Below are 11743 nucleotides of genomic sequence, written 5' to 3'. Positions count from 1 at the left end.
TCGGTGGGACTTGGGTGGCAGGGCCCCAGGCGGCGGGCTTGATCTCTGTCTCACCGTACCGGGTGCGCGGCCCTCGACGGGGCGGGGAGGGGCGGCTCGGGAGGGCTCGGAACGGCTCGGCGCGCGCCCCGGAGGGAAGATCAGTGCGCGGCGGACTCGTGCGCCGCGATCGCCTCGTCCAGCGAGTTGTGCAGAACGAAGATCTTGGTGAGCTGGGTGACGTGGAAGACCCGGCGCACCCGGTCGTTCACCCCCATGAACGACATCGAGCCGTCACGCGCCCGCAACCGGTGGTACACGCCCACGAGCACGCCGAGGCCGGTGGAGTCGAGGAACGTCACCTCGCCGAGGTCGACGACCAGGTGCACCCCGCCGTCGTCGATGATCCCGAGCAGCGCCTCCCGCAGCCGGGGGCTCGTGAAGACGTCGATCTCGCCGCTGATCTTCACGACCGTGACGCCCTTCTCGACGCGGTGTCCGACGGCGAAGTCCACCGTTGCTCCTTCTCTGCGGTCGTCCGGGGGAAGGCCCCCATACCCGATGGGCCCCTGGTTACTCCCGCGTGGCTCCTGCCCCAAGGACGGCGGGCGCCGCCTCGATGCCTCAGGGACAGCGGAACAGCGCCCAGACCACCTTCCCCTGGGGCAGCGTCCGCCAGCCCCAGCGGACGCTGAAGGACTCGACCAGGTGGAGGCCGCGTCCGGTCTCGGCGATGTAGTCGGGCTCCTTGCGCCGGGGCGCGGCCTGGCTGGAGTCCATGATCCCGCACAGCAGCCAGGGGCGCTCGTGGCGGAGGCGCAGCCGGATGGCCGGCGGCGCCGAGCCCAGCGGGTCGGCCGGGTCGTCGCACACGCCCTCGCGGTGTACGTCGTCGCCCGGCCGCCCGCAGGCCGTCCTGCCGCTGTGCCTGAGCGCGTTGGTGACGAGCTCCGAGACGACGAGCCCCACGTCGTCCGACAGGACGCGCGCTCCCCACTCGACGAGCCGGGAGACGGCGAAATGACGTGCTTCGGTGACCGACTCCGGGTCGGGCTGGACGGTGAAGGAGACCGTGGGACGTGCCAATTCCGTCAGCGTCGTGAGCGCTTTGTCCAGTTCGGGAGGCAGGTCGCTCGACTCCGGCACGGGTGTCGAGCGCACGGCGATGTCCCGTGGCTCGGCCGGCCCCACGAGGGGGCCGAGCTCCCACCGCGTGTCGTCGTGCGCGTGACGTGACGTCATTCCCCGGACCCCGCAGAGTGATCTCGTTGTGCAGCCGTGGCTCGGAAGTCTCGTGCGTTATCCTGCGCATCGTAGCGTGCGAATGCAAGGCCCAATGCACGTGCATCTGAGTTCGGAAGGGTGTGGGGCGGCGCGGATGCACGCGGGCGATCGGAGGTAACCGCAGGACACGGAGGCCAGTGGCACACTAGGTTCGCTGTCCGCCGAATAGCCGGGAGGTTGGGCGTGACTCCAGAGACGCCGGGAAGCGGGTCGACGGTCCGTCGGATCCTGCTCGGGTCGCAGCTTCGCCGTTTGCGCGAGGAGAAGGGCGTGACCCGTCAGGACGCCGGCTACGTCATCCGCGCGTCGGAGTCGAAGATCAGCCGTCTGGAGCTCGGGCGGGTCAGCTTCAAAGAACGAGACGTGGACGACCTGCTCACGCTGTACGGCGTCGGCGACAAGACCGAGCGCGAGGCGCTGCTGCAGCTGGCGCGGGAGGCCAACACCCCCGGCTGGTGGCACCGGTACAACGACGTTCTGCCCAACTGGTTCCAGACCTACGTCGGTCTGGAGGAGTCGGCGGCACTGATCCGCACGTACGAGCTTCAGTTCGTCCCAGGACTGCTGCAGTCGGAGGGGTACGCGCGGGCGGTGATCCGCCTGGGCAACGCCGGGGCCGCCGAACACGAGATAGACCAGCGCGTCGAGTTGCGCCTGCAACGCCAGGAACGCCTCACGGGCCCGGACGCTCCGCGCCTGTGGGCGGTACTGGACGAAGGGGCGCTCCGGCGTCCCATCGGCGGACCGGAGGTGATGCGCGGTCAGTTCGAGCACCTCATCGAGATGTCCAAGCTGCCCAACGTCACCATCCAGATCATGCCGTTCAGGTTCGGTGGGCACGCCGCCGAGGGAGGGGCCTTCACGATCCTGCGCTTCCCCGAGCAGGACCTGCCGGACGTGGTTTACGTCGAGAACCTCACCGGCGCGATGTACCTGGACAAGCGCGACGACGTCGACACCTACCTGCAGGCGATGGAACGCCTCTGTGTCGACAGTGCGACCCCGGAGCGCACGGTCGAGCTTCTCGGTGATCTTCTCAGAGAGACATGATGCTCCAGACCCAGCACGGCCAGACCAGGGCCGGTCACGACGACTACGACAACGGGATGCCCGCCACCAAGCTCCAAGGCGCGCGGTGGCTGAAGTCCCGGCGAAGCAACTCCCAGGGGAACTGCGTCGAGATAGCGGAGCTGCCCGGCGGGCAGGTCGCGATGCGCAACTCCCGCCATCCCGAGGGCCCCGCCCTCATCTACACCCGCCCTGAGATAGAGGCGCTCATCCTTGGAGCCAAGGACGGCGACTTCGACCATCTCATCGCCTCCCGTAACTGACACCCGGAAAACCGCCAACGGAACGCCGCCACAGCGCGGCTCGTCGCACGCGGCGGGTCGACTCCGGTCCACCGAACGTCGACCCGTCCGCTCCGCAGAAACAGAGGCCACCCCGGCGCGAGGGTGGCCTTTTTCCGTTCCCTCCGAGTCAGCCGCAGTTGCCGTAGGGGGCGGTGCCGCCGTTGCCGCCGAACCGGACGCACTTCCCGGCCGCCGACACGAACACCGGGCCCGCGTACCACTCGAAGGACCCGCCGTCGGCGACCCGGCCGCCTCCGCTGCGCTGGATCCAGACCGACACCGAGGACGCCTTGCCGACGCTCCGGGTCTTCATCGTGACGGCGCAGTTGTAGTGCGAGCTGTTGTAGAGCAGGTAGACGGTCCCGCCGGACGCGGCGATGGAGCGCTGCACGTAGTAGCCGCCGCCGTGCCCGCCGCTGTTGCACACGGCCTGCGGCGTGTACTTGTTCGCGGGCTCGCGGACGGGCCCGGACCCGCCGCCGCCCTTGGTGGGGTCGGGGCTGCCGGGCCGGCCGCCCGGCTTCTTCGACCCGTTCGGGCTCGCCGCCCCGGGGCTCTCAGAACCCGCTGGACGGCCGCGCTTGTCCTTCGGGCCCTTGGACGCGCCGCCCGCGCCGCTCGTCCCCGCGGCGCCGTCCTGGGCGCCGTGCTCCTGGGCGGGCGCGGCGGCGGGGCGGTCCTCGGCGGGCGCGCCGCCGTCCGACCGGGTCGCGGCCCAGACCGCGCCGCCCGCGACGACCACCGCGACGGCCGCCGCCGCCGCGATCGGGATCATGAGGCCGCGCTTCCGGCCGCCCCGCCGTCCCGGCGGCGGGGGAGGCCCCTGCGGGGCGCCGAGGCCGGACGGCTCGGGCGCGGGGGCGGGCCGGGGCGGCGTCGCGTCGCCGAACGGCGGCGGCTGCGGCGCCGTCGTGTGCCGTCGCCCGGACGGATCGGTCACCTGGTCGGGCGACGCGGCGGGGACGGCGGGGAGCGGCGGTACGGGGGACGGCGCCGCGGGGGAGGTCCCGCTGGCGGCGCCGACGAAGCGCTCCTGCGCCTCGCGCGCGGTGGGCCGCCGCGAGGGGTCCTTGTCCAGGCACGCCACCACCAGCTCCCGCAGCGGGCTGGGCAGGTCGCCGAGCTCGGGCTCGGCGGTCAGGATCCGGTGCATGACCATGGCCATCTCGTCGTTCCCGAACGCGGGCCGCCCGGTCGCGGCGAACACCATCGTCGTGCCCCACGCGAACATGTCCGACGCCGGGCCCACGGCGCCGCCGGTGAAGTGCTCGGGGGCCATGTAGGCGGGTGTGCCGACGTTCTGCGTCTCCCCGGCCGCGCCCAGCGCGCGCGCCACCCCGAAGTCGATGACGCGGGGGCCGTCCGGACCCAGCATCACGTTGTGGGGCTTGAAGTCGCGGTGGATGATCCCGGCCTGGTGGATCGCCGTGAGCGCCGTCAGGGTGCTGATGGCGAGCCGTTCCAGCGTCCCGCCGGTGCGCGGGCCCTCCACGCGCACCACGTTGTGCAGGGACTGGCCCGGAACGTACTCGCTGACGATGTAGGGCTGGTCGCCCGCGACGTCGGCGTCCAGGACCTGCGCGGTGCAGAACCGCGCCACCCGCTTGGCGACCTCCAGCTCGCGGACGAACCGGGCCCGCGCGGACTCGTCCCCGGAGAGCCCGCCGTGCAGGAGCTTGATCGCGACGTGGTCGGTGGTGGGGGCCGGCCCGTCCCCGCCGGCGGGACGGCCGAGGAAGACCGCCCCCTGCCCGCCCTCGCCGAGTCGGCCCAGGATCTCGTAGCCGCCCAGCCGGGCCGGGTCACCCGACCGCAGCGGGTGGGAATCCGGCATCGTCCTGTCCGTCACACCACTCGCTCCCCGTCGCTCCAGATCCGTCCAGCAAGACTATTGGCCACACGAGGGTACGCGCTGGGCGAACCGGATGATCAATAGCGGGACCTGCGGCGTTGGGACGCACGGCATGACGACCGCCCCTTGGGGCGGTCGTCGGACCGGTTGTTTCAGGCGCTCTCGGTGGGCAGGCCCGCCTCCGTCCAGTCCTCGATGCCCTCCCGGTATACGCGCACGTCGGTGTAGCCCAGCTTCTCCAGGCGCGCCGCCACGGCCTTGCTGTTGTTGCATGCGAGGTTGGAGCAGTAGGTGACGATCGCCGCGTCCTTGTCGGGGAGCAGGCTCCCGGCTCGTTCCGCGACCTCGTCCTCCACGAGGTTGAGGGCGCCGGGCAGGTGCTGCTTGGCGTAGTAGGACGCGGGCAGGGCGTCGACGACGGTGGCGGTGCCATCCTCGATGGCGGTACGCAGGCCGGCGCGGTCGATCACGGCGGACATTGATCCTCCCGACTGAAATGGACTATAGTCCGTTTGATCCATCGAGAGGAACGGTAATGGACCACGGTCCGGTTGGCAAGGCGGATCTCGAACTCGCGCGCACGCCGCCGCCCCGGGAGCGCGCGGACGCCGCCAGGAACCGCGCGAAGGTGCTCGCCGCCGCCGCCGACCTCTTCGCCCGCCAGGGGGTGGAGTCGGTGTCGATGGACGCGGTGGCGGCCGCCGCGGGGGTCGGCAAGGGGACCCTCTTCCGCCGCTTCGGCGACAAGGCGGGCCTGGCCGCGGCCCTCCTCGACGAACGCGAGCGCGAACTCCAGGACGCGATCCTCGCCGGACCGTCCCCCCTGGGGCCGGGCAAGCCCGGCGAGACCGCCGAACCGTCCGCGCGCATACGCGCCTTCGTCGACGCCTACCTGGACTACGTCCTGGACCACCTGTCCCTGGTGCGCATGTCGGAGACCGCGTCACCCGGGGCGCGCTACCGCATCGGCGCCTACCGGTTCTGGCACCGCCACCTGACCATCCTCCTGGACGCCTCGGACGGCGAGGCCGTGGCGCACACCCTCATGGCCGCGCTCGGCGCGGAACACCTCACCGCCATGGTCGAGGCGCTGGGCGTGGACCGCACGCGTGCCGCCGTCCACACCCTCTTCGCCCTGCGCGCATAGCGGAGCCCCCGTGCGCTCCTGGAAGCACACGGGGGCTCGCGGGTCGTCAGGCCGGGTCGGGCGTCAGCCGCTCGGGGCCGCCGTCCGCCCGGCCGCTCCGGTGGCCCGGCGGGCCCTCCGGGGCGTGCTCGCGTTCCAGCCGTGCGGCGACCGCGAGTGCGCGCAGCGACGTCGTCTTCACGTGTGCGCGCCCGTTGCCGGCTCGGGGCCTGAGGATGCTGCTGGGCATGGTCGCCTCCGCGGGGGTCGTGGGTGGACGTGATGTGCCGCCCATCACACTGGACGGTACAACTAGTTGCAACCGCAAAGGTTGCCCCGGTATTCCGAGTGATCGTTCCGTTTAGCGCTGGTTTGCGCCTACCCCGGGACTCGCCTTCAATGCCCCCGTGCCCGCCAAGGAGAGACCGATGACCGACGACCTCGCGCGCCACCCCGCCCCCGAGGACGAGGCGCCCCCCGGCCTCATCACGTCCCTCCCCGACGAGGACCACGACGACCCCGCCGACCGCCCGCCCCGCCGCTTCCCCTCAAGCAAACGCCTCTACGTCTTCGCGACCTGCTACACCCTGTTCGTCATCGCCGTCTGCACAGGCTGGATCATCCATTCCCCCGGCCACTCCCCATCCAACTTCCTGACCGGCTTCCTGGTAGGCGCGACCCTCGCGACAGCCCTCCTGGCATTCCGCCTGTGGCAAACCCGCCGCCCCCGCCCCTGACAATCGGTGCGCCCCCTGTAAAGCTCCCCTACAGTCGGTCGGGTCCACGAGTGCCCGGGGAGCGGACGATGCGCGCGATCGAACTGAAGGCCACCGGATTACTCCTCGCGATGCCCTTGCTCGCACCGCCCCCCTCTCCGTCCGGCACCCCGCGCCCCCCGTCGCCGTCCCCCGTGACGCAGGCCCCCTGCGATCCGCCGCGCGGGAACCGGGCCCCCTTCTCCGAGCCGTGGGCGCAGAGGCGCCTGGCCTTCCAGCGGGCCTGGCCGTTCACGCGCGGCGAGGGCGTGACCGTCGCCGTGATCGACAGCGGCGCGGACGCGACCCATCCGATGCTCGCGGGACGCGTCGCCCGCTCCACCGACCTCACCGGCACCGGCGACCGCGACTGCGCGGGCCACGGCACCGGTGTGGCCGCGCTGATCGCGGGCCGGGACCTCTCCGCGCGCGGATTCCCGCTCACCGGCGTGGCCCCGGCGTCCCGGCTCCTCGTCTACAAACAGCAGAACGGCGACCATGAGGAGAAGGGCGGCGAACGGCTCCCCAGGGCGATCCGTGAGGCGGCCGACGCGGGAGCGGACGTCATCAACATCTCGATAGCGGCGGGCGACTCACCGGCGCTCGAACAGGCCGTCCGCTACGCGCAGGGAAGAAACGCCGTGATCGTCGCCGCCGCGGGCAACACAACGGCCCCGGACGGCGCCGAAGGCCCTTCCTATCCGGCGAGTTACCCGGGCGTGGTCTCCGTGGCCTCGCTCGGCGAGGACGGTCAGAGGGTGGAGAGCTCCGGCCTCCGATCCCGCGTGGACGTCGGCGCGCCCGGCGAGGGGATCACCGTTCCCTGGCCGAACGGCGGCTTCAACCCGCAGGCCCAGGGCACCAGCTATGCCGCCGCATATGTGTCGGGCACCGCGGCGCTGGTGCGCGCACGCCATCCGCTGCTCCGCCAGGACCAGGTCGTCCACCGGATCCTCACGACGGCGGACGGGAACACGGGAACGGCCACCGGCAGCGGAATGGTGAACCCCGTGCAGGCGGTGACCGCGCTCATCCCTGAAGAGGCGGCCGGCGCCGCGCTCCGGCAGCCCTCCCCGCGCCCGGCCAGGCTCGTGGCGTCCCCACCCGAGGACGGCAGGACGCATGACCGGGCCGTCGTGCTCGCGGCGGGCGCACTGGGCCTGGCCGCGCTGGCGGCGCTCTGCGGCGTGGTCCTCCCGCTCGGGCGGCGCCGCGGCTGGCGGCCGGGGAAGGCCGTCATCTCCGTCCCGCGAGACGAGGACGAGCCCGTTCCCCCACCCTCCGGGCGCGGCGGCATCGGCGCGTCCTGACCGGGCGGCCGGCCGTCAGGAGTCCAGCGCGGCCGTCTGGACGAGGCGAGCGCCATTGCGCCTGTCGGCCAGCGTGCCCCGCCCCGGTGGCAGGGGCGCGGGCCGGACCTCACCGAACAGCGGCCCCTCCTCCTTGCTCCCCGACATGACGAGCGCGGGCGCCGCCATGTCCTTCAGCCGCTGGATGACCGGCTCGTAGAGGGCGCGGCCCATGCCGCCCATGGTCCGGGCCAAGATGAGGTGGAGGCCGATGTCCCGCGCCTGGGGGAGCAGGTCCAGCAGCGGTAGGACGGGGTTCCCGGCCGTGGCGACGAGCTCGTAGTCGTCGACGATCAGGAAGATGTCCGAGCCCTTCCACCACGACCGGGCCCGGAGCTGCTCGGGGGCGAGATCGGGCGGCGGAAGCCGGTCGTTCAGCGCGTCGACCAGATCCTCCACCAGGTCGGACGCCGCCGAGGCGGACGCCGCGTAGCCGACCCGGTGCGCGGTGTCGGCCGTGTCCAGCAGCGTCCGCCGGTAGTCGATGAAGATCAGCTTGGCCTCCGCGGGCGGGTGGCCCGCGACGATCCCCTCGGCCACCAGCCGCAGCAGGTTGGACTTCCCGCACTCGGTGTCGCCGACGACCGCGAAGTGCGGGTCCGCGGCGAAGTCGAGCCACACCGGGGCGAGGGCCGCCTCGTCGATGCCGATCGGGACGCGCCATCCGGCCCGCGGCTCCCCGCCGACACCCGGCATACTCGCGAGATCTTCCGCCGCCAGGACGGCGGGCAGCAGCCGCACCGGGGGCGCGGGCGGCCCCTGCCAGGCGGCGTCGACGGCCCTCACCATCCCCGCGACGCCCTCGGCGAGGTCGTCGGCGCCGCCGCGGCCGTCCAGCCTCGGCAGCGCCGCCAGGAAATGCAGGCCGTCGCGGGTCAGGCCGCGCCCCGGCCGTCCCTCCGGCACGTTCTCGGCCAGCCGCCGGTCGATCTCGGACTCGTAGGAATCGCCGAGCCGCAGTTCCAACCGGGTGCCGAACACATCCCGGATGCCCATCCGGAACTCCGACCACTTCCCGGCGGTCGCCACGACGTGCACGCCGAATCCGAGCCCCCGCGCCGCGAGGTCGGTGACGACGTCCTCAAGCGCCTCGTATTCCTGGCGCAGCGTCATCCAGCCGTCCACCACGAGGAAGACGTCGCCGTATCCGTCCCCGCGAATCCGCTCGGTCGCCCGGAGCCGCCGGTACATGGCGATGGAGTCGATCCCCTGGTCGCCGAACTCGCGCTCCCGCCGTTCGAGAAGCGCGGTCACCTCGGCGACGGTCCGGCGCACCCGGTCGCCGTCGAGCCGGTTGGTCACCCCGCCCACATGGGGCAGACCGGCGAGGCCGCCCAGCGTCCCCCCGCCGAAGTCCAGGCAGTAGAACTGCACGTCCTCCGGCGTGTGCAACAAGGCCAGGGACGCGATGAGCGAACGCAGCATCGTCGACTTGCCGGTCTGCGGCGCGCCCGTGATGGCGACATGCCCGGCCGCGGCCGACAGATCGACCCAGAACGGATCGCGCTGCTGGTCGAACGGCCGGTCGATGACCCCGACCACGGCGGCGAGGCGCCGCCGCCCCGTCCACCCGGGCGGTGTCAGGCCGTGTTCGGGCGTCGGCGCCAACGCGGGCAGCAGTCGGTCGAGCGTCGGGGGCACGTCCAACGGGGGCAGCCAGATCCGCCGCGCCGCGGGGCCGTGGTCGGCGAGCCGGTCGATGACCGCCTTGAAAAGGGTCTCGCCGGAATCCCGCTCGACGCGGGTCTCCCTCGGGCCCGCGTGGGCGGGGCCTGGTGAAGGGATGAAGGCGGTGCTGTACGGAAGGATCCGCCGGGGCGCCCCATGGGCGTTCCCATGGAACCGCGATTCGCTTTCCTCTTCCACCGCCCCCGAGACATAGGCGGCCTTGAACCGGACCATCTCGTTGACGTCCACTTTCAGATAGCCGTTCCCCGGCTGGGGAGGCAGCTCGTAGGCGTTCGGGGCGCCCAGCACCGCCCGGGACTCCATCGCGGAGAACGTGCGCAGGCCGATCCGGTACGACAGGTGCGAGTCGAGTCCGCGCAGCTTCCCCTCCTCCAGCCGCTGGGACGCCAGGAGCAGGTGCACCCCCAACGACCGGCCCAGCCGTCCCATCATGACGAACAGCTCGGCGAACTCCGGCTTGGCCGCGAGCAGCTCGGAGAACTCGTCCAGCACCACGAACAAGGTCGGAAGCGGCTCCAGCGCGGCACCCTGTTCCCGCGCCCGCTCGTAATCGCGCAGCGACGCGTGATTGCCCGCCGAACGCAGCAGCTCCTGCCTCCGCACCATTTCGCCGTGCAGCGCGTCGTACATCCGGTCGACGAGCGGGAGCTCCTCCTCCAGATTCGTGATCACGGCGGACACGTGCCGCAAGCGCTCCAGTCCGAGGAAGGTGGCGCCGCCCTTGAAGTCGACCAGCACGAAGTTGAGCGTCTCCGGCGAATGGGTCACCGCCAGCGCCAGCACCAGCGTGCGCAGCAGTTCCGACTTTCCGGAACCGGTGGCGCCGATCAGCAGCCCGTGCGGTCCCATTCCGCCCTGGGCCGACTCCTTGATGTCCAGTTCGACGGGGTGGCCGGCGGAGTCGACGCCGATCGGAACGCGGAGCCGGTTGCGCGGCGCCCGCGGCTGCCAGGTGAACCGCGGATCGACGTCGTCGGGGCCGCCCAGCCCGAGCAGCGAGGTGAGCGTGAGATTTCCCGCCAGCGCGTTCTGCTCGGGCTCTTCCGCCGCCCCGACCCGCAGCGGCGCGAGCCTCAACGCGAGCCCTTCGGCCTGGACGGGATCGAACCGGTCGGCTTCACCGAGAACGCTGGGCACGTCCTTTCCGGTGTGGTCCCGCTCCAGCATTTCCAGCCCGTTGTCCGTCACATGCAGGCGGAGCATCGTCGCGCTGGACGTGGGCGCGACCGAACCGCTCAGGTCCATGACGCACAAGCCCTTGATGCCGTCCGCGCCGATCTGCGAGTCGCCCGTGACGGTCCCGTCGTCGATGACCACCACGTAGAACGGCATGTGCTGTGTGTCGGCGCCGGGGGAGAAGCGCGGACGGTCCTTGAGATCCTCCTGCAGCAGTGATTCCAGCGCCCCGAGCGAGTGACCGGCCAACCGCACCGGGCCCGCCGCGTCCTGCATGCTCGGATGCAGGCAATGCGGCAGCCATTTCGTCCATTCCCATTGCGGCATCCGCTCGCGTGAGGCGCAGATGACGAGGCGTACGTCGTCCGGGGTGTGCAGCGTGACGAGTTGCGCGACGGCCGCCCGCGCCATCGCCCGCGCGGCCTCCTGCCCACCGGTCACCACCACCCTCGCGAACGCCGGAAGGGACACGGCCACCGGCAGGTCGGGAACGGTCGAGTGCGCCCGCAGGAAACGCCGCAAGGCGCCCGCGCACATCGGCTCCAGGTCCTCGACGGGCTTGGTGTCGGGGGCGACGAGCTCCAGCGCCAGCCGCTGCCGGCCGCGCCCGATCCGGACCTGCCCGAAGTCCTCGTCCGCCGGGCGGCGCTCCCACAGCCGGTGGCTCATCGCCAGCGACCACAGCGACCGGGGGTCGGGCCCGCTCCACTCCAGCGCCTCCCGCTGCTGGGCGGCCGCCCTGCGCACCCGCCCCCGCACATGGTCGAGGTAGCGGTAGTAGTCGCGCCGCGCGCCGTTCAGCCGCTGCCTGCGCTCACCCGCGCCCTGCCCGGCATGCCCGAAACCCATGCCGACCATCGACAGGACGAACAGCCCGCCGGCCACCCACATGAGCGGGTTGCCGCCACCGGTCCCACCGGCGCCTCCCATGAACATGAGGCCCATGGCGCCGCCGCCGGCCGCCATTGGCAGGTACATCAGGGCGTTCATAAAACCCTGGTTAATGGTTTCCGGAACTTCGGGCGGCGGCTCCAACATGATCTCGCCCTCGGGTATCCGCGGCGGCGGCCGCCTTTCCGGCCGCCGCACGAGAACGGTTCCCACCACCGCTTCCCTTCGTCCCTCACGACCACGGGTCAACGACGGGCCATCCTAGTGCGGAGGCCCGGAGGCGGCGCGGA

The 11743-nt window shown here is 72.1% G+C and carries 11 protein-coding genes; 5 read left to right on the top strand and 6 right to left on the bottom strand.

All coding sequences use genetic code 11. The annotated features are described in order from the left end of the window. Window positions 1-140 precede the first annotated feature (140 nt). Both KLI87_RS33360 and KLI87_RS33355 read right to left on the bottom strand, forming a co-directional pair. A complete protein-coding gene (locus KLI87_RS33360) occupies window positions 141-494 on the bottom strand; it encodes an STAS domain-containing protein (protein ID WP_214620224.1) in 354 nt (117 codons plus the stop codon). A gap of 109 nt (window positions 495-603) precedes the next feature. Then, window positions 604-1140: an ATP-binding protein gene (locus KLI87_RS33355; RefSeq protein WP_214620223.1), complete on the bottom strand. Its 537-nt coding sequence runs from the start codon at window positions 1138-1140 to the stop codon at window positions 604-606. A 351-nt stretch (window positions 1141-1491) separates the two neighbouring features. Here KLI87_RS33355 and KLI87_RS33350 point away from each other — a divergent pair, with 351 nt between their 5' ends. Both KLI87_RS33350 and KLI87_RS33345 read left to right on the top strand, forming a co-directional pair. Beyond that, on the top strand, window positions 1492-2313 hold the full coding sequence (locus KLI87_RS33350; RefSeq protein WP_156220158.1) for a helix-turn-helix transcriptional regulator: 822 nt from the start codon (window positions 1492-1494) through the stop codon (window positions 2311-2313). Beyond that, window positions 2310-2594, top strand: coding sequence for a DUF397 domain-containing protein (locus KLI87_RS33345; RefSeq protein ID WP_242891589.1), 285 nt, complete (start codon window positions 2310-2312; stop codon window positions 2592-2594). Before KLI87_RS33350 ends, KLI87_RS33345 begins: the two co-directional genes overlap by 4 nt. A gap of 148 nt (window positions 2595-2742) precedes the next feature. On the opposite strand, the gene KLI87_RS33340 is transcribed toward KLI87_RS33345, so the two are convergent. Both KLI87_RS33340 and KLI87_RS33335 read right to left on the bottom strand, forming a co-directional pair. Then, entirely contained in the window at window positions 2743-4449 is a 1707-nt protein-coding gene (locus tag KLI87_RS33340) for a serine/threonine-protein kinase (RefSeq protein ID WP_214620222.1), read from the bottom strand. Between the two features lie 170 nt (window positions 4450-4619). Continuing rightward, window positions 4620-4946 carry a rhodanese-like domain-containing protein gene (locus tag KLI87_RS33335; RefSeq protein ID WP_156219955.1) on the bottom strand — a complete coding sequence of 109 codons (327 nt, stop codon included), beginning with the start codon at window positions 4944-4946 and terminating at the stop codon, window positions 4620-4622. 56 nt (window positions 4947-5002) lie between these two features. Here KLI87_RS33335 and KLI87_RS33330 point away from each other — a divergent pair, with 56 nt between their 5' ends. Beyond that, window positions 5003-5614 carry a TetR/AcrR family transcriptional regulator gene (locus tag KLI87_RS33330; protein ID WP_214620221.1) on the top strand — a complete coding sequence of 204 codons (612 nt, stop codon included), beginning with the start codon at window positions 5003-5005 and terminating at the stop codon, window positions 5612-5614. A 46-nt stretch (window positions 5615-5660) separates the two neighbouring features. Here the strand turns inward: KLI87_RS33330 and KLI87_RS33325 are convergent, their stop codons facing one another. Continuing rightward, window positions 5661-5843 (bottom strand): hypothetical protein, encoded by a 183-nt coding sequence (locus tag KLI87_RS33325; protein WP_156219957.1) that lies wholly within the window; start codon window positions 5841-5843, stop codon window positions 5661-5663. Between the two features lie 178 nt (window positions 5844-6021). On the opposite strand from KLI87_RS33325, the gene KLI87_RS33320 reads away from it, so the two are divergent. Both KLI87_RS33320 and KLI87_RS33315 read left to right on the top strand, forming a co-directional pair. Further along, window positions 6022-6330, top strand: a complete 309-nt coding sequence (locus tag KLI87_RS33320; protein WP_214620220.1) for a hypothetical protein — start codon at window positions 6022-6024, stop codon at window positions 6328-6330. Between the two features lie 68 nt (window positions 6331-6398). Then, window positions 6399-7658: a S8 family serine peptidase gene (locus tag KLI87_RS33315; RefSeq protein ID WP_214620219.1), complete on the top strand. Its 1260-nt coding sequence runs from the start codon at window positions 6399-6401 to the stop codon at window positions 7656-7658. A gap of 15 nt (window positions 7659-7673) precedes the next feature. On the opposite strand, the gene eccCa is transcribed toward KLI87_RS33315, so the two are convergent. After that, window positions 7674-11600, bottom strand: coding sequence for a type VII secretion protein EccCa (gene eccCa, locus KLI87_RS33310; protein WP_308166407.1), 3927 nt, complete (start codon window positions 11598-11600; stop codon window positions 7674-7676). Window positions 11601-11743: the final 143 nt, after the last annotated feature.

The sequence above is a fragment of the Actinomadura sp. NEAU-AAG7 genome (genome assembly GCF_018603865.1).
Classification (GTDB): Bacteria; Actinomycetota; Actinomycetes; order Streptosporangiales; family Streptosporangiaceae; genus Spirillospora; species Spirillospora litoris.
The sequence above is the reverse complement of the archived record's forward strand: the minus strand, read 5'-3'. Positions and strand labels throughout refer to the sequence as shown.

Bases quoted from the DNA above. Each gene is read 5' to 3' on its own strand.
- KLI87_RS33345 (WP_242891589.1), top strand. From the start codon at position 2,310: ATGATGCTCCAGACCCAGCACGGCCAGACCAGGGCCGGTCACGACGAC.
- KLI87_RS33340 (WP_214620222.1), bottom strand. From the start codon at position 4,449: ATGCCGGATTCCCACCCGCTGCGGTCGGGTGACCCGGCCCGGCTGGGC.
- KLI87_RS33335 (WP_156219955.1), bottom strand. From the start codon at position 4,946: ATGTCCGCCGTGATCGACCGCGCCGGCCTGCGTACCGCCATCGAGGAT.
- KLI87_RS33330 (WP_214620221.1), top strand. From the start codon at position 5,003: ATGGACCACGGTCCGGTTGGCAAGGCGGATCTCGAACTCGCGCGCACG.
- KLI87_RS33325 (WP_156219957.1), bottom strand. From the start codon at position 5,843: ATGCCCAGCAGCATCCTCAGGCCCCGAGCCGGCAACGGGCGCGCACAC.
- KLI87_RS33320 (WP_214620220.1), top strand. From the start codon at position 6,022: ATGACCGACGACCTCGCGCGCCACCCCGCCCCCGAGGACGAGGCGCCC.
- KLI87_RS33315 (WP_214620219.1), top strand. From the start codon at position 6,399: ATGCGCGCGATCGAACTGAAGGCCACCGGATTACTCCTCGCGATGCCC.
- eccCa (WP_308166407.1), bottom strand. From the start codon at position 11,600: ATGTTGGAGCCGCCGCCCGAAGTTCCGGAAACCATTAACCAGGGTTTT.